Origin of the sequence: Pseudomonas sp. EggHat1 (genome assembly GCF_014892995.1) — a bacterium.
GTDB classification, from domain to species: Bacteria; Pseudomonadota; Gammaproteobacteria; order Pseudomonadales; family Pseudomonadaceae; genus Aquipseudomonas; species Aquipseudomonas chaetocerotis.
Genome location: NZ_JACKQK010000017.1, coordinates 1 through 24,532 on the forward strand (window position 1 = coordinate 1; position 24,532 = coordinate 24,532).

Consider the following 24,532-nt stretch of genomic DNA (forward strand, 5'->3'; position numbering starts at 1 on the left):
GGTACCCTGGGCATCCTGATTCCGCCGTCGATCGTGATGGTGGTGTACGCCGCCGCCACCGAGCAGTCGGTGGGCAAGCTGTTCATGGCCGGGGTGATCCCGGGCGTGATGCTGGGCCTGGTGCTGATGATCGCGATCTACATCGTCGCACGCATCAAGAAGCTGCCGGCCCTGCCGCGTGCCAGTTTCCGCGAGTGGCTGCGCGCTGCCCGTGAGGCGTTCTGGGGCCTGCTGCTGATGGTGATCATCCTCGGCGGTATCTACACCGGCATGTTCACCCCGACCGAGGCKGCGGCCGTGGCGGCGGTGTACGCCGGYTTCGTCGCCCTGTTCGTGTACAAGGACCTGACCATTCGCGAGTGCCCGAAGGTGCTGCTGGAGTCCGGCAAGCTGACCATCATGCTGATGTTCATCATTGCCAACGCCATGCTCTTCGCCCACGTGCTGACCACCGAGCAGATTCCGCAACAGATCACTGCCTGGGTGGTGGATCTGGGTCTGCAGCCGTGGCAGTTCCTGCTGGTGGTGAACATCGTGCTGCTGATCGCCGGTGCCTTCATGGAGCCGTCGGCGATCATCCTGATCCTGGCGCCGATCCTGTTCCCGATCGCCATGCAACTGGGCATCGACCCGATCCACCTGGGCATCATCATGGTGGTGAACATGGAGATCGGCCTGRTCACGCCACCGGTGGGGCTGAACCTGTTCGTCACCTCGGCGGTCACGGGCATGCCGCTGACGGCGGTGATCCGCGCTGCACTGCCATGGCTGATGCTGCTGATCAGCTTCCTGATGGTGATTACCTACATCCCGGCCGTTTCCCTGGCGCTGCCGAAGCTTTTTTTCGCGCGAATGATCTGACGAAAAGCGCTGTAGCCATTTCACAGGCCACGCACACGGACACAACTGCCCGCAATTGCCACGCCTGGCGTAAAGTCACCGCCACGATCGTCAAGGAAACCCTTACATGTTCAAACGCAGCCTGAAATCCGTCGTCACCACCTGGCTGACCGGCCTGCTCGCGCTACTGCCGCTGGCGCTGACCCTGGCCCTGCTCGCCTGGATATTCAGCCTGCTCAATCGCCTGGTCGGCCCCTCGACCCTCATCGGTCAATTGTTCGCAGCACTCGGCCAGCCCTTTTCCAGCAACAGCTACCTGGCTTACCTGCTCGGCAGTCTGGTGCTGCTGGCCAGCCTCTATCCACTGGGTTTGGCGGTGCAACTGGGGCTGCGCCGCCCGCTGTCCTGGCTGATCGATCGCACCCTGCGGCGTACCCCGCTGATCGGTAATTTCTACAACCTGGCTGATCGCTTCGTGGGCCTGCTGGACAAGAGCAAGAACCCGGACATCACCACCATGGCGCCGGTCTGGTGCTTCTTCGGCGGCGACGGCGCTGCCGTACTTGCTCTGCGCCCCAGTTCGGAAAGCGTGGAGCTGGAAGGCCGAGCCTACTGCGCCATCCTCATTCCCACCGCGCCGATTCCGGTCGGTGGCGGCCTGCTGTACGTACCGGAGGCCTGGATACGACCCGCCGACATGGGTGTGGATCAACTGACCAGCATCTACGTGTCCATGGGCCTCACGCCACCTGGCAAACGTAATGTCGAGCAGTTGCCTCCGGTGGTGATCAAGCCTTAGGGATGTTCTGAAAAAGCCATTTATCGTCACTCCCGCGAAGGCGGGAGCCCAGGTGACTCGTAGGTTCTGGGTACCCGCCTGCGCGGGCATGACGGCTTTCTCGGCGTTTCCTTAGGCGAGCGGCAAGCTGGTAGTGGATTTGATCTCCGACAGCGCAACGATGGAGTTCACTTCCTGGATACCGGGTACCAGCGACAGCTTCTCGAAGAAGAAGCGCTCATAGGCCTCGATATCGCGGGTGACGATGCGCAGCATGAAGTCCACCGCGCCCATCAGCACGTGACACTCCAGTACCTCGGGAAACTCGCGCATGGCTTCGGCGAACTCGGTCAGGTTGGAGCGCCCATGGGCGTTGAGTTTGACCTGAGCGAACACCTGCGTATGCAGGCCGATGCGCTTGCGATCGAGCAGGGTGACCTGCTTGCGGATCACCCCCTCCTCCTTGAGCCGCTGAATACGCCGCCAGCAGGGTGACTGCGACAGACCGATACGCTCGGCGATCTCCGCTGTGGAGAGACCCGCGTCCTCTTGCAGCAGAGCAAGAATGCGTTGATCGTAGGCATCCAGAATGACGGACATAAAAAATCCCTATCAGTGGCTAAATAAGGAAATTCTATCCATTAAACACCCACAAACACAGAAAACCAGGCAGAACTTTTGCCAGAAGAAGACGGAAACTTAGGCAAAACCTGCCCGAGCTGCCGCCATGCCTGATACCACTGCGTTTCCGTCCGCCCTGAACCGCCGCGATCCCTGGCAGGATCGTCCCGATGCCGGTGTCGAATACCAGCTACGTACCGACGCCGAAGCCGATGTACTGTGCCGACTGCTCGGCCTGTTCGCCCAATTGCAGCTGTTACCCGAAGCCTTGCACATGGAACGCCTGCAGGATGACCTGCATATCAGCCTGCACCTGCACGGCATCTCGCTGCATCGAGCCGGGGTACTGGCGCAGAAACTGCGCGGCCTGGTATGCGTATGGGAGGTGACCTGGCAGCATCTGGATCACAGCCTGGTGACGGAGGTGGCCTGAAGCGGGCGCTCGATCACGTCAGGCACTTCGCCCTTGTGCGGCTTTTCGGGCATCCTAGTTCGGCTAACCTTGTTCAGGCCGACCCCGAGGAGCCCGCATGTCCGCCTTCACCGCTACCGCCCCTGACCGTGTACTGGATCTTGGTGACCTGCTGCGCGAGCTGGTGGCCCAGGGCCGGGTCGATCAGGATGTGGCTGAGCAGTGCCTGGCGATCCGTCGCAGCTCGCTGAACAATACCCAGCACCCGCTGGAGTTTCTCGCCGCACAGCAGGTGGACGATCAGAAAAGGCCGGGCAAGAAACTCGACCTGGAAACCCTCACCACCTGGCTGGCCAACTTCGCCGGGCAACCTTATTTGCGCATCGACCCGCTGAAGATCGACGTACCGGCCATCACCCCGCTGATGTCCTACGCCTTCGCCCAGCGCCACAAGATTCTCGCCGTGGCGGTGGACAGCGAGAGCGTCACCATCGCCAGCAGCCAGCCGCTGGTGCATAGCTGGGAAGCCAACCTGGTGCACGTGCTCAAGCGTCCGATCAAGCGCGTGGTGGCCAACCCCAGCGACATTCAGCGCTTCACCACCGAGTTCTATCGCCTGGCCCGCTCGGTCAGCGGGGCCAATGCCACCGACCAGAGGATCAGCGGCGTCGGCAACTTCGAACAACTGCTCAGCCTCGGCGCTCAGGATCAGGAACCGGACGCCAACGATGCGCACATCGTCAATATCGTCGACTGGCTGTTCCAGTACGCCTTCCAGCAACGCGCCAGCGATATCCATATCGAGCCACGCCGCGAGCAGGGCACGGTGCGCTTTCGCATCGACGGCGTGCTGCATACCGTCTACCAGTTCCCCGCCCAGGTCACCATGGCCGTGGTCAGCCGCCTGAAAAACCTCGGCCGCATGAACATCGCCGAGAAGCGCAAGCCGCAGGATGGCCGGGTCAAGACCAAGACCCCGGATGGCAACGAAGTGGAATTGCGTCTATCCACCCTGCCGACCGCTTTCGGCGAAAAGATGGTGATGCGCATCTTCGACCCGGAAGTGCTGCTGAAAAGCCCGGATCAGCTTGGTTTCTCTCCTGACGACCTGCGCCGCTGGGAGAGCATGACCTGCCAACCCAACGGCATCATCCTGGTCACCGGCCCCACCGGCTCGGGCAAGACCACCACGCTCTACACCACACTCAAGCAGCTTGCGACCGAGGAGGTGAACGTCTGCACCATCGAAGACCCCATCGAGATGATCGAGGGCGCTTTCAACCAGATGCAGGTGCAGCACAACATCGACCTGAACTTCGCCAGCGGCATACGCGCACTGATGCGCCAGGACCCGGACATCATCATGATCGGTGAGATCCGCGACCTGGAAACCGCCGAAATGGCCATCCAGGCGGCACTGACCGGCCACCTGGTGCTGTCCACCCTGCACACCAACGATGCGCCAAGCGCCATCACCCGCCTGCTCGAGCTGGGCGTGCCGCACTACCTGCTCAAGGCCACCATCCTCGGCGTCATGGCGCAGCGCCTGGTGCGTACCCTGTGCCCACACTGCAAGGCGCCGGTGCAACTGGACGAAGACACCTGGAACGGCCTGACCCGGCCCTGGAGCTCGCCATTACCGACCCAGGCGCATCACGCCGTCGGCTGCCTGGAATGCCGTGAAACCGGCTACCGCGGCCGCGCTGGCGTCTACGAGATCATGCTGATCAACGACGCCATCAAGCCACTGATCAACGCCGATACCGACCTGACCGCCCTGCGCCGCGCCGCCTTCAAGGACGGCATGCGCAGCCTGCGGCTGTCCGGCGCGCAAAAGGTCGCGGCGGGGCTGACCACCATCGAGGAAGTGCTGCGCGTCACTCCGCAGAGCGAGCAACGCTGAGGCTCGTGCAGGCGCGATAGCGGTCATCGGCCAACTGCGGGTGCCAGGCGAACAGGTACTGGCCATCCCTGAGCTGATCCACCAGCACCCGAATCACCTCCTGCTGCACCGCCGGACAGCCCAGGCTGCGCCCCATGCGTCCATATTTCTCCGCCCATCTCGGCGCCACATAGTCAGCTCCATGGATCACCAGCGCACGGGCACGCGCCTGGTCATTGAAGCCGGGCTCCAGGCCATCGAGGCGCAGTGAATGCCCATGCCGGCCGCTGTAGCTTTCACCACCGCGAAACAGACCCAGGCTGGACTGATGGCTACCAGGCAGATTGGAAAAGCGCTCGGCGAACAGCTCGCCGGACTGGCGACCATGAGCCACGAACTCCCGCAGTAGCAGCTGCCTTTGCGTCAGGTCGAACACCCACAAACGTCGTTCCAGCGAGGAGCGCGAGTAATCGATCACCGCCAACCGACGGGCTTCACCCGCGCCTTCTCGCTCAGTACACAGCAGCGCCTGTAGCGCATCCTGCAACGCACGCTTTTCCAACTGCGGCGCCGCACGGTGCAGAGCATTCAGTAGCTCACCAGCCGCCGCGCCCTGCCCTGCCAGTAATAGAGCGGTAAGCAATAACGCCATCAGCGAACGCTCAAACATGCCCTGGCTCCCACGGATTACCTGGCATCTGCCCACCTTGCGAAGGGGTCGGCGGCAGAGCGCAGACGGCTGTGCTTAGATTGATTGATCTGGCAATGGAGTCTATGCAATGCACACCAAAGGGCGATCAGCGAACAGTCTGAGTATGGGTAGCCGCGCCTTCTCATGATCACCTACCTGCAACACTTGTCGTTCTGGGACTGGTTGTCCCTGGCCACCCTGCTGCTGATTATCGAAGTGTTCGGCGCCGGAGGCTACCTGCTGTGGATCGGCCTGGTCGCTGTCAGTGTCGGCGCACTCACCTACCTGTTCCCCGACCTGCCCTGGGTCTGGCAATTCCTGCTGTTCGGCGCACTGGCGCTACTATCGGCGCTGCTTTGGTGGCGTCATCAGCAGCGGGCGCGCAAGCTCAGCAATTGATCGGCCTGGCAACCGGCCATCGCCCGCAAGGAACCACCAGCGGCTTGTGCGACTCCTAGGAGAGGAACCACCCTACAGGAGTTTCATCATGCGTGTAACGAGCCGTGCCGCACTGGCGTTCAGTGCCTGCCTGATCGCCCAGACCGCAGCAGCCGATGGCCTGCTGCGCGACATTCTTTCCTCGGGCGCAACCACCGCCTCGACCTACCTGACCTTCAAGGATCGCAAGCTGGTTGCGGCGGCCGAAGAGGATGCCAGCAGCTTCGTCGCCAGCAACGGCGAAATTCGCGGCCCGCATCTGGAAGCGGCAATGCAGCAACTGCGCAGCGCCAACCCGCAACTGCAGGACGCCGACGACATGGCACTGGCCAGCGCCATTCTCGCCACTTCGGCAGCGCCAGCTGACAGCCCACGCTGAGCCGTCACCAGTCGCGCATAAAAAATGCCCGCGTCCAAAAGGAGCGGGCATTTTTCGTTCAGCTTTCGGGATATCAGGCCTGAGGCCTCCCGAGAACCTATCGTCTTACATCAGCGGCAGGGTGTAGCTGACGATCAGACGGTTCTGATCGGTATCGGTTGCAGCGTTGCCACGCAGCACGCCATAACGCCAGCCCAGACCCAGACCTTTCAGAGCGCCATCCTGGAATGCATAGTCCAGAGCGATGTCACGCTCCCATTCCTTGGCATCACCAGCGCCGGCCACCTTGATGTTGGTGCCCTTCAGATAAGCCACGGAAGCTTTCAGACCCGGAGCGCCGAGAGTGGCGAAGTCGTAGCTGTACTGGCCGAAGGTCGTACGCTCACCGGCACGGGTAAAGCTGTTCACCAGGCGGTCAGTCAGCAGATACACGCTCGCACCCGAGGAGCCTTCGATACCACCCTGGTTCAGCTGCACGAAGTTGCTGTCTTCAGATACACGCTGATGGCCCAGCATTACAGCGTGGCTACCCAGGCTGTAAGTGAAGGCAGCACTCCAGGTGTTGTTATCGATCTCGCCGTCACCGTTGCGGGTGTAACCACCTACGGAGTAACCCGCTTCCTTGCCGTTCTTGCCATCGGAAGTGGTATGGAAGTAACGCAGGTCGGTCTTCAGGCTGCCTTCGCCCAGCGCCAGGTTATGACCCAGACCGGCAAAGTGTTGTTTGTAATAATCTTCCAGATTGGCGTAGTAGTACTGCGCAGTCAGGTCGCTGTTGACCTTCCAGTCACCGCCAGCGAAGTAGAACTTGTTACTGGCCTCGCTGCCGCCAGCGACAGACAGACCGGTGCTATTGCTCGACGCACGACTGACTGCGTGCTCGATCTGGCCAGCGGTCAGGGTCAGGTTGTCGATCTCGTTGGAGGTGATCATGCCACCTTCAAACATCTGCGGCAGCAGGCGACCGTCGTTGGATACCAGGATCGGCAGCTTCGGCATCAGAGTACCGATACGGCCTTCGGTCTTGGAAATGCGAACCTTGGCGGTCGCACCAGCCTTGCTGAAGTCATCAACGGCACTGCCATCGCTTTCCAGCGGGAACAGTTGGCCCGGAGTACGGTCACGGCCGGCCTTGGTCGCACGACCACCACCATCCAGACGCACACCCAGCATGCCAACGGCGTCAACACCGAAGCCGACGGTGCCCTCGGTGAAACCGGACTGGTAATTGAGAATGAAGCCCTGGCCCCACTCGCTGGCCTCACCATTGTTGTTGGTGGTGTTCACGGTGTTTTGGTCAAAGTAGAAGTTGCGCATGGTCAGGCTGGCTTTGCTGTCACCGATGAAATCGGCGAAGGCGACTTGGCTCAGGCCCAGGGTGCTGGCGGCTACGGCCAGTGCCAGGGAGGTCTTTCTCATTATGTTTCTCTCCAGTGTGTTTAAGGTGACGCATCGTCCGGCACAGACTTCGGCACGAAGAGGCAGGCCAGAACGAATAGGGAATACGCACCCACGAGCCAGGAAACGGCACAAGCCGGGCTCGAATGGGTACGCAAAAAACTCAGGAAGAACAGAACAACGGCGAACGCAGCAGGGCGGCCGGAATGAGGCGGGCAGAGTGGTGCATGGTGAATGCTCTCTCGTCGTTGTTATTGTGCACCGACATCCTGGCCGGCATCTGCCGGAGCCCATGCAGATAACGCGCCAGCTCCTGGCGGCAAGCCCGCAAGGCTTCTAGAACAACAGGTTACATTTTTCCTGCAGAGCAGTGACCATGCGATGACAATAAGAACAGGCAAATTTCCGCTTATGAGAACCTGTTCCTAGGCGGAAAATCGCCAACCCATCAGCCCAGGACGATCTGATTCTTGCCTTGACGTTTGGCCATGTACATCGCTGCATCGGCACGTGCATAGAGCGCATCGAGGCTGACATCAGTGGCCAGCAGACTGGTCAGACCCTGACTGACAGTGATGCCGAAACTGGTGCCCTCGTGCCGAAAGCTGAGGCGTTGCACCTCACGCTGCAGTCGTTCAGCCACCTGCAAAGCCACATCCGGCTCGCAGCCCGGGAACAACGCTGCGAACTCCTCACCGCCGATACGCCCGAACAGATCGCCGCGCCTCAAGGCATTGCTGCCGCAATGCGCCAGGCGCTGCAGGACCTGATCGCCGATCTGGTGGCCATACTGGTCATTGATTTTCTTGAAGTCGTCGAGATCGAGCAACAGGAAGGCCAGCGGGCTACCGAACTTGTGCGCGTGTTCGAACTCGCGACGCGCACACTCGAAGAAGTGCCGCCGGTTGCTACTCTGGGTCAACACATCAGTGGTAGCCAGGCGATGCAACTCGCCCTCCAGGCGCTTCTTCTCGGTGATGTCTTCGGCGATACCGACGATCACACTGCCGGGCTCAGCACCCAGCCGGGGGCTGACGAAACACTTGTCGCTGAGCCAGCGCAATTGGCCATCAGCGCGAATGATGCGGTACTCGCGAGACTCCACCGCGCCGGTTTCCAGCACTTTGGCCAGGCTTTCGGCGGCGTAGTCGATATCGTCCGGATAGATGCTGTTGCGCCACTCGCCATAATCGGCCAACAGCAGCGCGGCGGAACGACCGAAGATTCGCTCATAGGCAGGGCTGACATAAATCATCCGCTGCTCGTTCCAATCGAAGGCCCAGAGCACGGCATTGACGCTGCCAAGCAGGCTGCTGAACAGTTGCTCGCGCGCACCCAGGCGCTCCACTTCGGCACGGCTGTGCAGCAGAGCCAAGGTCAGTTCTTCCAACTCGGAAACAGCGTTGCCTTGATCGTCCATTACAGCGGCCATCCGTCCTTCGCCTCGCATTGAAATGAGCATAGTGCGAGCTGTTGGACAAACGCAAAGGCCCGCCAGTTCGGCGGGCCTTTGCTTGTAACGAGCGGCGGTCAGGCAGTCGCGCTGGACGGTCGCAGCGAGTAGGTCTTGAGCTGCTCGGCAAACTCACGCAGCGACTGGATGCCGCTGGCCTCGGCCTCGTGCACCCACTGCTTCATGGCTTCGAGCATGTCGTGGCCGTTGCTGCTGGTCTTGACCCAGATCTGCTGCAGCGCCAGACGCTTCTCGTAGATCACCTTGAGTGCCTGACTTTGTGCCAGCAAGTCAGCAATGCGTGCATGATGCTGCTCTTCCAGCAGGCTCGGCTCACGCGACAGCAGGCGCTTGGCACGGCGGAAAAGGTGACGAACGGACTCGTCGGCCTTGGCCACTTCCTGCTTGACCAGCGGCGCGATCACCAGCTTGCGGTACTGCGCCATGATCTGGAAGCGGTTGTTGAGGATGGCCATGGCAGTGTCCATGTCGAGATGACCTTTGCCCTCGACCCGATGAGCGATAGGCGCGACACGCTGCACCTGAGCCAGACCGAAGAAGCTGAACAGCTTGATCCAGGCCCACCCCATGTCGAACTCCCACTTCTTCACCGACAGCTTGGCGCTGTTGGGGTAGGTGTGGTGGTTGTTGTGCAGCTCCTCACCGCCAATCAGGATGCCCCATGGCACCAGGTTGGTGGCGGCGTCGCGGCACTCGAAGTTGCGATAGCCAACAGCATGACCAAGACCGTTGATGACACCTGCGGCCCATACCGGAATCCACATCATCTGGATCGCCCAGACAGTCATGCCGAGTACGCCGAACAACGCCAGGTCGATGATCGCCATCAACGTCACGCCGCCAATCGGATAGCGGCTGTATACATTGCGCTCGATCCAGTCATCCGGGCAGTTCTTGCCGTAGATACGCAGCGTTTCCTGGTTCTTCGCCTCTTCCTGATAGAGTTCGGCACCTTTGCGCAGCACGGTGCTCAGACCCTTGATGACCGGGCTGTGCGGGTCATCGACGGTTTCACACTTGGCGTGGTGCTTGCGGTGAATAGCGGTCCACTCGCGGGTGTTCTGACCCGTGGTCAACCACAGCCAGAAACGGAAGAAATGCTTGAGCGCGGGGTGCAGTTCCAGTGCACGGTGCGCAGAGTAGCGGTGCAGATAGACAGTCACGCTGACGATGGTCACGTGTGTCATCAGCAAGGTCGCAGCCACCAGCTGCCAGACCGACAGGTCGAGTAAACCGTTGTACCACATGGGCGCTGTTGCCTCTTGAAGGGGGAACGCGGCTTGTCCTGCAAGGACGAACCTGCTCACATTATCCCTGACCCATGCCAGAAAACCAGTTGGTCTTTTAGATGAGAATGTTTCAGCAGTGAAGCATCTATACTGGCCAGCATTTACAAGGGAGCGCTGCCGCTTGCCCATGCGTATCGACATCGCCGCCTTGCGCCTGACCCTGGGCTACCTGCTGCTCGCCGCTCTATGGATCCTTCTCAGCGATCATCTGTTGACCGCCCTGGGCCTGTCCGTGGCGCAACAGGAGCACTTGCAGTCCCTCAAGGGCCTGTTCTTCGTCGTGCTCACCAGTTCGCTGCTTTACCTGGTGCTGCACCGCCATGCCCTGCAGTACCGCCGCGCACGCCTGGAACTGGCCGGTAACGAGGAACGCCTGCGCCTGGCGCTGGATGCCACGCGCGACGGCCTGTGGGACTGGGACGTGACGAGACGCCGAGTGTTCTTCTCCGAGGGCTACGCCAGGCTTCTCGGCCTCACTCCGCAAACCCTGGGCAATACCCGCGAAGACTGGGCCGCGCGCCTGCATCCGGATGACGCTGAGCGCGCGCTGCATGCACTCAACGCCGAGTTGAGCGAACAGTCCTACGAGAACCTCTACCGCCTGCGCCATGCCGACGGCAGCTATCGCTGGATTCACTCGCGCGGCCGCCTGCTGCGAGACGAAAACGGCCAACCACAGCGCTTCATCGGCATCGCCAGCGACATTACCCAACAACGCGCCATCGACGACAGCCTGCGCCAGGCCGCAGCGGTGTTCGATGCCACCCAGGAGGGTGTGCTGGTTACCGATGCCGAGCAGCGGATCGTTCACGTCAACCCTGCCTTCAGCCGCATCACTGGCTACAGCAACGAGGAAATCCTCGGCCAGCACCCCAGCCTGCTCAAGTCCGGCCGTCATGACTCCGCCTTCTACCAGAGCCTGTGGCATGCCCTGCAGAACCGTGGCGCCTGGAGCGGTGAGGTGTGGAACCGACGCAAGAGCGGCGAAATCTACCCGCAGTGGCAATGCATACGCGTCATCCACGACGAGCAGGGGCGCGTCAGCCATTACGTGGCGGTGTTCTCCGACATCACTGCGCTCAAGCGTTCGCAGCGTGAGCTGGATTACCTGGCCCACCACGACCCGCTGAGCAACCTGCCCAACCGCCTGCTGTTCACCGAGCGCGTCGCCCATGCACTGGAACGCAGCAAGATCGAGGAACTGCGCGGCGCAGTGCTGCTGATCGACCTGGACCATTTCAAGCACATCAACGAGAGCCTCGGCCACAACGTCGGTGACCTGCTGCTCAAGGGCGTCGGCGAACGCCTGCAGCAGAATTTGCCCAGTGGCTGCACGCTGGCCCGGCTGGGCGGCGACGAGTTCGGCCTGCTCAGCGAAAATTGCACCGACGCCGCTCAGGCAGCCGAGCTTGCACAACGCCTGCTGCGCAGCCTGGAAACGTTCTTTCGCCTCGACGGTCACGAGCTCTACATTGGCGCCAGCATCGGCATCAGTCTTTTCCCCGAAGATGCCGATAGCGTCGAGCAGATCCTGCGTAACGCCGACTCGGCGCTGTTCAAGGCCAAGAGCAGCGGCCGCGAAGGCTATGCCTTCTATGTGCAGGAGTTGACCGACTACGCCCGCCAACGCGTGGAACTGGCCAGCAGCCTGCGCCATGCCCTGGACAATGACGAGCTGCGCGTTTACTACCAGCCGCTGCATGATCTGCGTGACGGTAGCCAGGTGGGCATGGAGGCACTGGTGCGCTGGCAACATCCGCAACGCGGGCTGATTGCTCCCGGCGAATTCATCCCGATTGCCGAGGACAACGGCATGATCGGCGCCATCGATACCTGGGTACTGGAACAGGCCTGCCGCCAGATGGTGCGCTGGAACACCGAAGGTTGTGCGCTGAGTTTCGTCGCGGTGAACGTCTCCAGCCGTTTGTTCAGCCGCGGTGAGCTCGATATGAAAGTGGCGCAGGTACTGGCAGAAACAGGTCTGCCGCCCGAGCAATTGGAGCTGGAAGTCACCGAGAGCGCCATCATGGAAGACCCGGATGCAGCGCAGAAACTGCTCATCAGCCTGCGCGCCCTGGGCTTGCGCCTGGCCATCGACGACTTCGGCACGGGCTACAGCTCACTAGCGCGCCTCAAGCGCCTGCCGGTGGACAAGCTCAAGCTCGACCAGAGTTTCGTGCGTGGCCTGCCTGACGACCCGGAAGATGCCGCCATCGCCCGCGCGGTAATCGCTCTGGGCAAGAGCCTGGGCCTCAAGGTCCTCGCCGAGGGTATCGAACAGCCCGCTCAAGCCGACTTCCTGCGCGAGCTAGGCTGCAACTACGGCCAGGGCTACCACTTTGGCCGTCCGCAACCTGTAACAACCAGAACCGTCGACGCCACTACGCTGATCGAAGCGAAGAAAAGCTAGTCCAGCACCAGGAGCTGAACATGCGCGTGCTGATTCTCGAAGACGATCTCTGGATCGCCGATCTGCTCAAGCAGATCGTCCTGAGCCTGCGCCCCGGGGCTCGCGTCGACTGCCAGGTACGCGTGGCAGACGCCATATCGGCCTGGCAACGCGAACCTGCTCAACTGGTGATCGCCGACTGGAACCTGCCGGACGGCAGCGGCACTCTGCTATTGCAGGCGATACGCAGCCAGGACCGTGACGTGGCGCTGGTGATGATCACCGCGCGCGCCGACCGCAGCAGCGTACTCGAGGTGCGTGCCCTCGGCATCAACGCCTTTATCAGCAAACCCTTCCAGGTACCCAAGGTGCTGGACTGCCTGCGCCGCCTGTTACCCGAAGATGATGAGCCTCGCGTGGCGGCAGACAACGACGAGGATTTTCTTCACCATCTCTGTGCCTTGCCCGATGAGGAGATCGATCTGCCCCTGTGCGACGAACTCTTTCAGCAACTGCGCGACACGGCGGCAGCACCCAGCACCCTGGAGCAACTCGGCGAAACCTGGCAGCAGGATCCAGCCGTACAGGCGCGACTGATCGCTGCAGCTAACAGCAGTCTTTACAACAACACCGGCAAGCCTTGCGTCAGCCTGCCCGATGCCGTGCAGCGACTGGGCGCGGCCACCGCGCTGAATCTGATTCAGGGCCTGGCGCTACGCCCGGTAGCCAGCCTGCAGGACGCTGATCTGAGAACACTGGGGCAGGACCTCATGCAGACGCAGCTGGACCTGCTAAATAGGGTCGGTGTTCTGGCCAAGGCCTGTCAGCTGGACCCTACCCCCCTGCACAGCGCCGCCCTGCTGCAACGCATGGGAGAGCTGGCCGTGCTGCAGCAGGCGCAGATCTGGCGCAACCAGGGTCTGCCGTTGAGCGAGGAACAGCTGCAACAAGCCCTGCGCCAGTACAGCGGTGAACTGGCCAACCGCCTCAAGGCAGACTGGCGCTTGCCCATTGGGCTGCGTGAACTGATCGGCGCCTGTTACGGCCTGACGCCAGGCACCTCCCGCCGCGAACCTATTCTCATGCGTCTGGCCAGCCTCGAACTGCAGAGCATCAACGGTCAGGAAGTACAACGCCTGCGCCGCCTGGCCGGGCTGAGCTGAGGCACGACGAATGAGTAAACCGAGGCCGGGTCATCGCTGGTTCGACCCATTCAACGCCAGCCACCGGGACGCCGGCCGCTGGATAGTCATCGGTGGCAGCCTGTGCCTGGCGTTGTTCTTCGCCTTTCTCGGGCGCCAGGCGCTGAACGAGCGCGAAGCCCTCTGGCAACTGCAGATCAGCAAGCAGGCAGACATTCAGCGCATGGCCCTGAACAGCACCCAGCATGGGCTGCAGGAACGCGCCCAGCTGCTGGTGGAAACCATCGCTGCCGATGCCTGGGTAACCGAGCTGGTGCGCCAGGCTCACGCCCTGCCAGTGAACGATCTGGAAAACCTGGCCAGCATCCGCAGCCAGCTCTACACCCGCCTGGCACCGCGCTGGCGCAAGTTGCAGGCACGCCAGCCGTTTCGCCTCTACGTGCACCTGGCGCCAGACGTGAAGGTGCTGTTGCGGGTACACGAACCCGAGCATTTCGGCGACCTGCAGATCGGTTGGCGCCCGATGGTGCTGGAGGCACTGCGCAGCGCCAGCAGCCAGGCCGGCCTGGGGCTGACCCGCGGCAGCATCGGCATGCGCGCCATCGCCCCGCTGCTGGCCGAGGGCAACAACGGTCCCCAGCAGGTCGGCGCCATCGAAGTGGCCCTGGGCGTGCTCGACGATCTCGCCCAACTGGACCAGGAATTCGACAGCGGCGTTGCTCTGCTACTGCGCGAGGATCTGCTGCTGGACTCGGGCAGCGGCGAAGAACTACGCGGACTGACCAGCGACAGACAGCGCTGGCGACTGATGGACCATTCGCGGCCCCAGGTCCTGGCCTGGCAACAGCAACAGCGACTGCCTCCCCCTGATGAGGGCGATAGCGTACGCCTGCTGGACGACGGTGAACGCCATTATTTGGTCAATCAGATGGCACTGAGCAGCTACCGGCAACGTCACGACCCCAGCGCAGAGCCACTGGCGGTTGCACTGATCTGGCACGACGTCAGCGATCAGTTCAATCTGCACCGCAGCGACAAGCGCTGGCTGGTGATCAAATGGCTGCTCGCCTGGTGCGGCGCCGAGGCCCTGCTGCTGGTTCTGTTACGCACGACCCGACGCAGCACGCAGCGCCTGATGCAGCGCCAGCAGGCGGCGCTACGCGCGCTCAACGAGATCGCTGCGCTGCCCAACCTGACCCGCACCGAGCAACTGCGCCAGGCGCTGCGCCTGGGCGCCGAGCATTTCGGCATGCCACTGGGCATCATCAGCCGTATCGAAGGGGAGCAGTATCAGGTGCTGGTACAGGTATCTCCCGACGACGCTCTCAGCGACGGCCAATTGTTCGAGCTGGGCGACACCTACTGTAGCCTGGCTTTGCAGCAGAACGATGTACTGGCCATTGCCCATATGGCCGACTCGCCGCACAGGCGCCACCCTTGTTATCGCCAGTTCGCCCTGGAAAGCTATATCGGCACCGTCGTGCGCGTGGGCGGCAAACCATTCGGCACCCTGGCCTTCGCCAACCCCGAGCGACGCAGGCAGCCATTCGATGATGCCGACCGCGAATTCCTCGGTCTGTTCGCCCGCTGGGTCGGCGCCATTCTGGAACGCCAGCAGCAGGAGCGCGCCGTGCGCGCGGCACGCGCCTATCTGCAAGCGGTGCTGGACTCGGCCACCGGTGTGTCGATCATCGCCACCGATGCCAGCGGCACCATCAGCTTGTTCAATTCCGGTGCCGAACGCCTGCTCGGCTACAGCGCCGAGGAGATGATCGGCCACCAGACCCTGGTGATGTTTCATCTCGCGGACGAAATCCAGACTCGCGCCGCCGAGCTGAGCGAGGTCGCCGGTCACCCGCTGGAGGGCTTCGAAGTCTTCGTGCACAACGCCCGTGGCGGCGACCCGGAAACCCGCCAGTGGACCTATCGCCACAAGGACGGCAGCCTGCGCCAGGTCAACCTCACTGTCAGTGCCATGTTCGACGAGAATGGCCAGATCACCGGCTTTCTCGGCATCGCCAGCGATATCAGCGAGTTGCAACAGACCACCCGCGCCTTGCAGAAGAGCGAGAGCCGCTTCCGCGGCCTGGTGGCCAACCTGCCAGGCGTGGTGTATCGCTGCGCCAACGACGCCGACTGGAGCATGCGCTACGTCAGCGATGAAATTGCCAACCTCAGCGGTTACCCGGCCAGCGATTTCATCGACAACCAAGTGCGCAGTTTTTCCAGCATCGTGCATTCCGATGACCTCCCTATCACCTACCGCGCTGGCGAGGCCATAAAGCGCCAGGAAAGCTTCGAACTGACCTACCGCCTGCGCCATGCCGATGGTCATAACGTCTGGGTGCGCGAGAAGGGGCGCGGCGAGTACGACAGCCACGGCAAGCTCCTGTGGATCGATGGCTTCATCTGGGACATCAGCGAGCGCCAGGCCATGGAAGACGAACTGCGCCTGAGCCAGAGGCGTTTTCTCAATGCCTTCAATACTGCGCCACAGGGCATGGCTCTGGTCGGCCCGGACGGCCGCTGGCTGGAGGTCAACGACGAGCTATGCCGCATGCTCGGCTACAGCCGTGAGCAATTGCAGGCCTGTACCAACCAACAGGTCACCCATCCAGACGACGTCGATGCAGATCGGCAAAGCGTCGCCGATCTGCTGGCCGGGCGGGTCAACACCTACCAGATCGAGAAGCGCTACCTCGACAGACTGGGGCGCACGCTCTGGGTACTGCTCAGCGTGTCACTGGTGCGTGATGGTGACGGGCTACCCGTGCACTTCGTGCTGCAGATCCAGGACTTCAGCGACCGCGTCGCCGCCGAGCGCGCGGTGCGAGAGCGCGAGCATTACCTCAGTACGTTGCTCGATAACGTGGTCGACGCCATCGTCACCATCGATGAACAGGGCCGTATCGAAACCTTCAACCATGCGGCCGAAGCGATATTCGGCTATCGGCAGAGCGAAGTGGCCGGACGCAACGTCAGCATGCTGATGTCCGAACCCTACCGCGACGCCCATGATGGCTACATCCAACGCTACCTGCGCACCGGCGAAGCCTGGGTAGTGGGGCAGGCCCGCGAGCTGGAGGGCCTGCGCCAGAGTGGCGAGCGCTTCGCCATGGAGCTGGCGGTGTCGCAGATCAGCCACCAGGGGCAGCGCCGCTTCATCGCGGTAATCCGCGACATCGCCGAGCGCAAGCGTACCGAACAGATGAAGAACGAATTCGTCTCCACCGTCAGCCACGAGCTGCGCACCCCGCTCACCGCCATCGCCGGTTCGCTCGGCCTGATCAATGGCGGCGCCCTTGGCGCCGTACCGGAGAGCATGCGCCAGATGCTGAGCATCGCCCACAGCAACAGCCAGCGCCTCAGCGCCCTGATCAATGACCTGCTGGACATGGACAAACTGGTGGCCGGCAAGATGCATTTCGACCTGCAGGCACGCGCACTGCAGCCACTGCTGGAACAGGCGCTGCTGCACAACCAACCCTATGCCGAGCAGCACCAGGTGGCGTTGCGTCTGCAAGTCGAGGGTGACGCCCAGGTACGAGTCGACGCTCAGCGCCTGGCCCAGGTGATGGCCAATCTGCTGTCCAACGCCGCCAAGTTCTCGCCAGCGGGTGCCAGCGTCGAGGTGCGTCTGCAGCATTGCGGCGAGGTCCTGCGCGTCAGCGTGTCGGACAGCGGGCCGGGCATACCGGAAGCCTTCAAAACGCGCATCTTCAGCAAGTTCTCGCAGGCCGACTCCGGTGACACCCGGCAGCAAGGCGGCACCGGGCTCGGGCTGGCCATCTGCAAGGAAATCATCGAACGCATGGGCGGCCATATCGGCTTCGACTCGCCACCAGGCCAAGGTGCTACCTTCTGGTTCGAACTACCGATCACAGGGAGCGCGTCATGAGCCAAGCCCCGATCCCCGCCAACGAGCAGGAACGCCTGGACGCCCTGCACGCCCTGGAACTGCTAGACAGCCCGGCCGAAGCGATGTTCGACCACATCACCGCGCTGGCTGCTCAGATCTGCGGCACCCCAATCGCCCTGATCTCGCTGATCGATGCCCAGCGCCAGTGGTTCAAGAGCCGGGTCGGCCTGGATGTCGAGCAGACTGCGCGCGAGCTGGCCTTCTGCGCCCATGCGGTGGCCGCCGACGCGCCACTGGAAGTGGACAATGCCCTGGATGACGCCCGTTTTCGCGACAACCCGCTGGTCACTTCCGACCCGCATATCCGCTTCTATGCCGGCGTGCCGCTGCACGACGCCCGGGGCCTGGCGCTCGGCACCCTGTGCGTGATCGACCGCCAGCCGCGCCACCTCGACAGCCACCAACATGCTCAGCTGCAGCACCTGGCACACCTGACCGGGGAGTTGTTCGAGCTGCGCCTGCAGGCGCGCCGCCAGGCCGAACAGAGCGCCATGCACCAGGCCATGCTGGACAATGCCGGCAGCGCAGTGCTGGTGCTTGACCCACAGGGCCGAGTGCTGCGCAGCAACCCTGAAGCGCAGCAACTGCTGGGCTATTCGCCTGGCGATCTGGAGGACCGGTACCTGCCGCAGCTGCTGCTCGAGCCAGGCCAGTACGAGCGCCTGTGCACTGCCTGCAGCAGCGGGCCGCAGAGCACCGAGGGGCAGATGCGCGCACGCAGCGGACAGCACCTGCCGGTGCGCCTGAATCTCTCGCCGATCCGCGCCGAAGGCCAGCAGCTTCAAGGCTACCTGCTGGTGGCCAACGATCTCAGCCAGCGCGAAGAAGCGCGCCAACGCCTGCAGCGCATCGCCGCACAGCTGCCGGGCATGGTCTACCAGTATCTGCTGCGCGCCGATGGCAGCAGTTGCTTCCCCTATGCCAGCGCCGGTATCCGCGACGTTTACGGCTGCACGCCAGAAGAAGTCAGCGAGGATGCCGGCCCACTCCTCGCCCGCCTGCATCCGGACGACGCACCACAGGTGCACGCCGCCATCGCCCGTTCAGCCGCGAGCCTGAGCACCTGGCATCAGGAATACCGCGTCCTGCATCCGCTGCACGGTCCACTCTGGGTCGAGGGGCGTGCTGCACCGCAGCGCCTGCCTGGCGGCGAAACGCTCTGGCACGGATTCATCAGCGATATCAGCGAACGCAAGCGCAGCGAGCAATTGCAGAACGAGTTCGTCTCCACCGTCAGCCATGAGCTGCGCACGCCGCTGACCGCCATCGCAGGCTCGCTCGGCCTGATCAACGGTGGCGCCCTGGGCGCGGTGCCGGAGCAGATGCAGCAGATGCTGGAAATCGCCCAGAGCAACAGCCAGCGTCTGCGCAAGCTGATCGACGACCTGCTGGACATCGACAAGCTGGTCGCCGGCAAGATGCGCTTCGATCTGCAGCCGCTGGCCCTGCGCCCGTTGCTGGAGCAGGCGCTGCACAACAACCAGCCCTATGCCGAGCATCATGGGGTGCGACTTCTGCTGCTGCCGGGCATCGGTTGCGAGGTAACCGCCGACGCCCAGCGCCTGGAACAGGTGCTGGCCAACCTGCTGGCCAATGCCGCCAAGTTTTCCGCCGCCGGACAGAGCGTGGAGCTGGCAGCGGTGCCCGGGGACGGCTGGGTACGCATCAGCGTGCGTGACCAGGGCCAGGGCATCGCGCCGGACTTCAAGCCGCGCATCTTCAGCAAGTTTGCCCAGGCCGATGCTGGTGACACCCGCCGCCAGGGCGGCACAGGCCTGGGCCTGGCGATCAGCAAGGAGATCATCGAACACATGGGTGGACGTATCGGCTTCGACTCCGTGGAGGGGCAAGGCAGCACCTTCTGGCTGGACCTGCCGCTGGTCGGGGTACAGTCATGAACGACAACATCACGCTGCGCCTGCAACTGCTCGGGCAACTGTTCAGCCGCAACAATCTGCTGGCCTGGGGCGTGCTGGCGCTGGCGCTCGGCACCACGCTGCTGGCCTGGGACGGCTTGCGCCAGAGCCAGAGCGCGTCCGCCACACGCCAACTCGAGCTCCTTGCCGACGAAATCAGCGCGGCCATCGTCCAACGCATGCATGACCAGGAAAGCATCCTGCTCGGCGCCGCCGCCCTGCTCGATGCCAGCGAAGCGGTCAGTCGCGACGACTGGCGCACCTATGCGCGTCGCCTGAACCTGGAGGAACGCTACCCAGGCATCCAGGGCCTGGGGTTCAGCCAGGTGCTGCCCGCCGAGCAGCTGCACGCCTTCGAAACCGAGATGCGTGCCGAAGGCTACCCCAACTTCCGCGTGCGCCCGCTTGGCGAGCGCACGCTGTACAGCGCCATTCGCTACATCGAGCCTTTCGCCGGACGTAATCTGGTCGCCTTCGGCTTCGACATGCTATCCGAGCCCGTGCGCCAGGCCGCCATGCTGAGCGCTGCACGCAGCGGCCAGAGCCGTCTGTCCGGCCGTGTCACACTGGTGCAGGAAACCCACGGCAAGGTCCAACCGGGTTTGTTGCTGTACACCCCGGTGTACCGGCACGGCCAACCGCTGGACACCCCCGAGCAGCGCCTCGCCGCGCTACGCGGCTTTGCCTACAGCCCCTACCGCGCGCACGACCTGATGCACGGCATCCTCGGTGCGCGCCAACGCGAGCTGGAGTTCGAGCTCTATGCCGGCCCCGATACGGGTGCCGCCGACCTGCTTTACAGCAGCAGCGGCAACGCCCTCGATAGAGCTGCCGACACCCAGCGAGAGCTGGAACTGTTCGGCCAGCGCTGGTACCTGAACTTTCACTACGCCCCGGGTTTTCTCGACGGCGTCCATCGCGGCGAGGGCTCACTGCTCGCCCTGGGGGTCTGCATCAGCCTGCTGCTGTTCTTCCTGATCAGCAGCCTGAGCCTGCGCCGCGAGCAGGTACAGCAGCTGGCCGAGCGCATCACCGAACAGCTGCACCGCAGCGAAGAGCGCCTGGCGCTGGCGCTCAAGGGCGGGAATGACGGTTGGTGGGATATCGAGGTCAAAGCCGGCAGCTTCTTCGCCTCGGCCCACGGCTGGCAGATGCTCGGCTATCCGGAGCAGGGCCCGCCCGGCTTTGCCGATGACCCCTGGGCCTGGGAAAACCTGGTACACCCGGACGATCTGCCCGCAACGCGCGCCCGTCTGAAACAGGCACTATCCACAGGCGCCAGCAACTTCACCATCGACTGTCGTCTGCTGCGTGTCGACGGCAGCGAACTGCCGGTGCTGCTGCGCGGCTACATCCAGCGCGACGCCAACGGCTACCCGCAGCGCATCACCGGCACCACCATGGACCAGAGTGAGGCCAAGCGCATCGAGCGCCTCAAGAGCGAGTTCGTCTCCACCGTCAGCCACGAGCTGCGCACCCCGCTTACCGCCATCGCCGGCTCGCTGGGCCTGATCAATGGCGGCGCACTGGGCACGGTACCGGAAAGCATGCGGACCATGCTGGGCATCGCCCAGGCCAACAGCCAGCGCCTCAGTCACCTGATCAACGATCTGCTGGACATGGACAAACTGGAGGCAGGCAAGATGCAGTTCGACCTGCAACCCTGCACACTTGCCACCCAGCTCCAGGAAGCGCTGGACAGCAACCAGGCCTACGCCGACCGCCACCAGGTCAAGCTGCGCCTTCTCGACTGCGTGCCAGCCCTCGTACGGGTCGATGCCATGCGTCTGCAACAGGTACTGGCCAACTTCATCTCCAACGCCGTGAAGTACTCGCCGCCCGGCGCCGAGGTGCACCTGCGCGCCGAAGGTCGCGGCACTCGCGTGCGCGTCGAGGTCAGCGACCAGGGCCCAGGCATCGCTGCCGAATTTCGCCAGCGCATCTTCAGCAAGTTCTCCCAGGCCGATGCCAGTGACAGCCGCAGCAAAGGCGGCACCGGCCTGGGCCTGGCGATCAGCAAGGAGCTGATCGAACGCATGGGCGGACAGATCGGCTTCGACTCGGTAGAAGGCCAGGGCGCCTGCTTCTGGTTCGAGCTGCCCACGCTGGCCGAAGCCGCCCGGCCCGCTGCCAGCGACGGCCGGCGTAGCCTGTTGGTGGTCGAGGACGAACCGGATATCGCCAACCTGCTGCGCCAGTTGCTGGAAAACGCCGGCTATCGCGTGCGTCTGGCCTACAGCCTGGACGAAGCCCGCGCCAGCCTGCGCGAGGAAATACCCGCCGCCATCAGCCTTGACCTGCGCCTACCGGACGGTGACGGCATGCAACTGGTACAGGAACTGCGCGCCGACGCGCGCTATCGCGAGCTGCCGATTGTGGTGGTATCGGCCGCCTGTGAAGAAGGCCGCCTGGCGCTCGACGGGGTTCCCGCGCTGGACTGGCTGAGCAAGCCGATCGACCCGCAGCGCCTGCTCGCCAGCCTTGCTCAGGCCTTGCAGAACCTGCCGCAGAGCCCACGCGTGTTGCACGTGGAAGACGATCACGATCTGCGTCTGGTAGTCGCCGAACAGGGCCGCGAGCTGGCCGAGTTCATTCCCGCCGACAGCCTCGCCGAAGCGCGTCGCCTGCTCGCCGAGCAGCCTTTCGACCTGGTTCTGCTCGATCTCGGTCTGCCTGACGGCAACGGCCTGGAGCTGCTCGACGAACTGCAGAACCAGCGGCCAGGGCTACCGGTGGCCGTGCTCTCGGCCAGCGAGATGGATGGCCATGAGTTCGCCGGGGTGAGCGCGGCGCTGGCCAAATCGCGCAATGATGGGCAACACTTCCTGCACATGCTCAACCGCTTGTTACCCGCCAAGGAGACCCGCAATGACTGAGCTCAAGCGCATCCTTCACGTCGAGGACGACCCCTCGATCCAGGCCGTGGCCAAGGTCGCCCTGGAAGCCGTCGGCGGCTTCCAGGTGCTGAGCTGCGCCAGCGGCCAGGAAGCGCTCGATCAGGTGCAAGGCTTCGCGCCCGACTTCATCCTGCTCGACGTGATGATGCCTGGCATGGACGGCCCGCAAACGCTGGAGAGGCTGCGCCAACTGGTGGATATCGGTGAGGTGCCGGTAGCCTTCATGACGGCCAAGGTCCAACCCGGCGAGGTGGCCCATTACCGCAGCCTGGGCGCGCTCGACGTGATCGTGAAACCCTTCGATCCCATGCAGCTCGCCGCCCAGATCCGACAGATCTGGAGCCAACGCCATGGATAAACACGACGGCAACGCCATCCCTCAGACCCTGCAAGAGCGTCTGCAGCAGCTCGGCCAGCAATTCGCCGAACGCCTTCGCCAGGAACTTCCGCAACTGACGCAGCAGGGCGAGCAATTGCTCGAGGCGAGCGACGAGCAGCGCAGGCACCTGTTGCAGGCGCTACGCGACCAGTTGCATCGCCTGGCCGGCAGCGCCGGCACCTTCGGTTTCGACCAGCTCGGCCAGCAAGCCCGGGAGCTGGAGCAACAGGCCGAGCGCTGGCTGGAACACCGGCAACGCCTGCAGCACGAACTCGGCGAATTCATCGCGGCGCTGCAACGCCTGGGCAACCAGACCTCCAGCAGCGAGGCACCCGGCGCAGCGCAGCAGCAGATACCACAGGCGCTACGCGGAGAAACCGAGTCCCGGCTCATCTACATCCTCGAGGATGAAATAGCCGTAGGCGAAAACATGCGCCTGACCCTGAACAACTTCGGCTATCAGGCCGAACACTTCAATTCCATCGCCAGTCTCGATGCTGCTCTGGAGCAGCAGATACCGGACGCGCTGATCGTCGACGTCAATCTGGCCAGCGAAGACTGCAGCGGCCTGGACTATGCCGCAGGCCTGCAGCAGCGCCTGGAGGTGCCACTGCCGCTGCTGGTGCTGACTCACCAGGATGACTTCGCCACCCAGTTGCAGGCGGTGCGGGCCGGTGCATTGGGTTTCTTCGCCAAGCCGGTGGACATTCCGCAGCTGGAAAGCCGCCTGGAACGCTGCTTCGCCCAGCAGAGCGGCGAGCCCTACCGAGTGCTGATCGTCGACGACGACCGCGATCTGGCCAGCCGCTACAGCCTGGTGCTGCGCGACGCCGGCATGCTGGTGGAAATCCTTCAGGACCCGGCGCAGATCTTCGAGCACCTGCGCGACTTCAATCCCGAAGTGGTGCTGCTCGACGTCAACATGCCGGACTGCACCGGCCCTGAGCTGGCGCAGATCATCCGCTGCAACGACGACTGGCTGCGCATCCCGATCATCTACCTGTCGGCGGAAACCGATATCGGCAAGCAGATGAACGCGCTGATCAAGGCCGGCGATGACTTCGTCACCAAACCGATTTCCGACAACGCCCTGGTCGCCACCGTGTTCTCCCGCGCTCAGCGCGCACGCCTGCTGTCCAACGCCCTGGCGCGCGACAGTCTCACCGGCCTGCTCAAGCATGGCGATATCAAGGAGCAGGTGGCCATCGAACTGGAACGCACGCTACGCAGTGGCGACCGCGCCAGCGTGGTGATGCTGGATATCGATCACTTCAAGCGGGTCAACGACGAACATGGTCACGCCGCCGGCGACAACGTCATCCGCGCCCTGGCCAATCTGCTGCGCCAGCGCCTGCGTCGAGTCGACAGCCTGGGGCGCTATGGCGGCGAGGAATTTCTCGCGGTACTGCCGGACTGCAACCCGCAGCAGGCCAAGCAGATCGTCGATGAGATTCGCGAGCGCTTCGCCGAGCTACGCTTCATCGCCGATGGCGGCGAATTCTCCTGCACCCTCAGTGCCGGTATCGCCGGCACCGATGTGCACAGCGAAGCGGAACAACTGCGTGAGCGCGCGGACAAGGCGCTATACGCCGCCAAGCATGGTGGTCGCAATCAGGTGCAGGTCGCAGGCGACTGAACGCGACAGACATCGCAGGAGCCCGCTTGCGAGCGATTAACCAGGGGGCGTT

General features: G+C 63.3%; 18 protein-coding genes. 13 read left to right on the plus strand and 5 right to left on the minus strand.

What is annotated here, in order from left to right; all coding sequences use genetic code 11:
- Positions 1 to 861: TRAP transporter large permease (locus INS93_RS21440; protein ID WP_192985467.1), on the plus strand; the 861-nt coding region annotated here is incomplete at its 5' end.
- A 106-nt stretch (positions 862 to 967) separates the two neighbouring features.
- Complete coding sequence (locus INS93_RS21445) at positions 968 to 1,639, plus strand: DUF502 domain-containing protein (protein ID WP_192985468.1); 672 nt, start codon at positions 968 to 970, stop codon at positions 1,637 to 1,639.
- 111 nt (positions 1,640 to 1,750) lie between these two features.
- On the opposite strand, the gene INS93_RS21450 is transcribed toward INS93_RS21445, so the two are convergent.
- The gene (locus INS93_RS21450; RefSeq protein WP_160018863.1) at positions 1,751 to 2,218 is read right to left on the minus strand and encodes an Lrp/AsnC family transcriptional regulator; all 468 of its coding nucleotides are present in this window, start codon (positions 2,216 to 2,218) and stop codon (positions 1,751 to 1,753) included.
- A 127-nt stretch (positions 2,219 to 2,345) separates the two neighbouring features.
- Here INS93_RS21450 and INS93_RS21455 point away from each other — a divergent pair, with 127 nt between their 5' ends.
- A complete protein-coding gene (locus INS93_RS21455; protein WP_226945664.1) occupies positions 2,346 to 2,672 on the plus strand; it encodes a hypothetical protein in 327 nt (108 codons plus the stop codon).
- A 97-nt stretch (positions 2,673 to 2,769) separates the two neighbouring features.
- Positions 2,770 to 4,554 (plus strand): GspE/PulE family protein, encoded by a 1,785-nt coding sequence (locus tag INS93_RS21460; protein ID WP_192985469.1) that lies wholly within the window; start codon positions 2,770 to 2,772, stop codon positions 4,552 to 4,554.
- Here INS93_RS21460 and INS93_RS21465 read toward each other — a convergent pair.
- Entirely contained in the window at positions 4,529 to 5,203 is a 675-nt protein-coding gene (locus INS93_RS21465) for a murein L,D-transpeptidase catalytic domain family protein (RefSeq protein ID WP_192985470.1), read from the minus strand. The two genes, INS93_RS21460 and INS93_RS21465, sit on opposite strands and share 26 nt — an antisense overlap.
- 165 nt (positions 5,204 to 5,368) lie before the next feature.
- Here INS93_RS21465 and INS93_RS21470 point away from each other — a divergent pair, with 165 nt between their 5' ends.
- Positions 5,369 to 5,623, plus strand: coding sequence for an NfeD family protein (locus INS93_RS21470; protein ID WP_192985471.1), 255 nt, complete (start codon positions 5,369 to 5,371; stop codon positions 5,621 to 5,623).
- 88 nt (positions 5,624 to 5,711) lie between these two features.
- On the plus strand, positions 5,712 to 6,041 hold the full coding sequence (locus tag INS93_RS21475) for a DUF2388 domain-containing protein (RefSeq protein WP_192985472.1): 330 nt from the start codon (positions 5,712 to 5,714) through the stop codon (positions 6,039 to 6,041).
- Positions 6,042 to 6,146: 105 nt separating this feature from the next.
- Here the strand turns inward: INS93_RS21475 and INS93_RS21480 are convergent, their stop codons facing one another.
- From INS93_RS21480 to desA, 3 genes are all read right to left on the minus strand, one after another.
- A complete protein-coding gene (locus INS93_RS21480; protein WP_192985473.1) occupies positions 6,147 to 7,460 on the minus strand; it encodes an OprD family porin in 1,314 nt (437 codons plus the stop codon).
- Positions 7,461 to 7,887: 427 nt separating this feature from the next.
- Entirely contained in the window at positions 7,888 to 8,859 is a 972-nt protein-coding gene (locus tag INS93_RS21485; RefSeq protein WP_160018857.1) for a sensor domain-containing diguanylate cyclase, read from the minus strand.
- Positions 8,860 to 8,969: 110 nt separating this feature from the next.
- Complete coding sequence (gene desA / locus INS93_RS21490; RefSeq protein ID WP_075750629.1) at positions 8,970 to 10,160, minus strand: delta-9 fatty acid desaturase DesA; 1,191 nt, start codon at positions 10,158 to 10,160, stop codon at positions 8,970 to 8,972.
- 169 nt (positions 10,161 to 10,329) lie between these two features.
- Here desA and dibA point away from each other — a divergent pair, with 169 nt between their 5' ends.
- From dibA to INS93_RS21525, 7 genes are read left to right on the plus strand one after another with little or no spacing between them, the layout of a single operon-like run.
- Entirely contained in the window at positions 10,330 to 12,612 is a 2,283-nt protein-coding gene (gene dibA / locus INS93_RS21495; protein WP_192985540.1) for a phosphodiesterase DibA, read from the plus strand.
- 20 nt (positions 12,613 to 12,632) lie between these two features.
- Positions 12,633 to 13,754, plus strand: a complete 1,122-nt coding sequence (locus INS93_RS21500) for an HDOD domain-containing protein (RefSeq protein WP_192985474.1) — start codon at positions 12,633 to 12,635, stop codon at positions 13,752 to 13,754.
- A 10-nt stretch (positions 13,755 to 13,764) separates the two neighbouring features.
- Entirely contained in the window at positions 13,765 to 17,631 is a 3,867-nt protein-coding gene (locus tag INS93_RS24915; protein ID WP_192985475.1) for a PAS domain S-box protein, read from the plus strand.
- Positions 17,628 to 19,550 carry an ATP-binding protein gene (locus INS93_RS21510; RefSeq protein ID WP_192985476.1) on the plus strand — a complete coding sequence of 641 codons (1,923 nt, stop codon included), beginning with the start codon at positions 17,628 to 17,630 and terminating at the stop codon, positions 19,548 to 19,550. The genes INS93_RS24915 and INS93_RS21510 overlap by 4 nt, the downstream gene beginning before the upstream one ends.
- Entirely contained in the window at positions 19,547 to 22,444 is a 2,898-nt protein-coding gene (locus INS93_RS21515) for a CHASE domain-containing protein (RefSeq protein WP_192985477.1), read from the plus strand. The genes INS93_RS21510 and INS93_RS21515 overlap by 4 nt, the downstream gene beginning before the upstream one ends.
- Positions 22,437 to 22,823, plus strand: coding sequence for a response regulator (locus INS93_RS21520; protein ID WP_125836202.1), 387 nt, complete (start codon positions 22,437 to 22,439; stop codon positions 22,821 to 22,823). The genes INS93_RS21515 and INS93_RS21520 overlap by 8 nt, the downstream gene beginning before the upstream one ends.
- Positions 22,816 to 24,480, plus strand: coding sequence for a diguanylate cyclase (locus INS93_RS21525; RefSeq protein WP_192985478.1), 1,665 nt, complete (start codon positions 22,816 to 22,818; stop codon positions 24,478 to 24,480). Before INS93_RS21520 ends, INS93_RS21525 begins: the two co-directional genes overlap by 8 nt.
- The last annotated feature ends 52 nt before the right edge of the window (positions 24,481 to 24,532 follow it).

Bases quoted from the DNA above. Each gene is read 5' to 3' on its own strand.
- INS93_RS21445 (WP_192985468.1), top strand. From the start codon at position 968: ATGTTCAAACGCAGCCTGAAATCCGTCGTCACCACCTGGCTGACCGGC.
- INS93_RS21450 (WP_160018863.1), bottom strand. From the start codon at position 2,218: ATGTCCGTCATTCTGGATGCCTACGATCAACGCATTCTTGCTCTGCTG.
- INS93_RS21455 (WP_226945664.1), top strand. From the start codon at position 2,346: ATGCCTGATACCACTGCGTTTCCGTCCGCCCTGAACCGCCGCGATCCC.
- INS93_RS21460 (WP_192985469.1), top strand. From the start codon at position 2,770: ATGTCCGCCTTCACCGCTACCGCCCCTGACCGTGTACTGGATCTTGGT.
- INS93_RS21465 (WP_192985470.1), bottom strand. From the start codon at position 5,203: ATGTTTGAGCGTTCGCTGATGGCGTTATTGCTTACCGCTCTATTACTG.
- INS93_RS21470 (WP_192985471.1), top strand. From the start codon at position 5,369: ATGATCACCTACCTGCAACACTTGTCGTTCTGGGACTGGTTGTCCCTG.
- INS93_RS21475 (WP_192985472.1), top strand. From the start codon at position 5,712: ATGCGTGTAACGAGCCGTGCCGCACTGGCGTTCAGTGCCTGCCTGATC.
- INS93_RS21480 (WP_192985473.1), bottom strand. From the start codon at position 7,460: ATGAGAAAGACCTCCCTGGCACTGGCCGTAGCCGCCAGCACCCTGGGC.
- INS93_RS21485 (WP_160018857.1), bottom strand. From the start codon at position 8,859: ATGGACGATCAAGGCAACGCTGTTTCCGAGTTGGAAGAACTGACCTTG.
- desA (WP_075750629.1), bottom strand. From the start codon at position 10,160: ATGTGGTACAACGGTTTACTCGACCTGTCGGTCTGGCAGCTGGTGGCT.
- dibA (WP_192985540.1), top strand. From the start codon at position 10,330: ATGCGTATCGACATCGCCGCCTTGCGCCTGACCCTGGGCTACCTGCTG.
- INS93_RS21500 (WP_192985474.1), top strand. From the start codon at position 12,633: ATGCGCGTGCTGATTCTCGAAGACGATCTCTGGATCGCCGATCTGCTC.
- INS93_RS24915 (WP_192985475.1), top strand. From the start codon at position 13,765: ATGAGTAAACCGAGGCCGGGTCATCGCTGGTTCGACCCATTCAACGCC.
- INS93_RS21510 (WP_192985476.1), top strand. From the start codon at position 17,628: ATGAGCCAAGCCCCGATCCCCGCCAACGAGCAGGAACGCCTGGACGCC.
- INS93_RS21515 (WP_192985477.1), top strand. From the start codon at position 19,547: ATGAACGACAACATCACGCTGCGCCTGCAACTGCTCGGGCAACTGTTC.
- INS93_RS21520 (WP_125836202.1), top strand. From the start codon at position 22,437: ATGACTGAGCTCAAGCGCATCCTTCACGTCGAGGACGACCCCTCGATC.
- INS93_RS21525 (WP_192985478.1), top strand. From the start codon at position 22,816: ATGGATAAACACGACGGCAACGCCATCCCTCAGACCCTGCAAGAGCGT.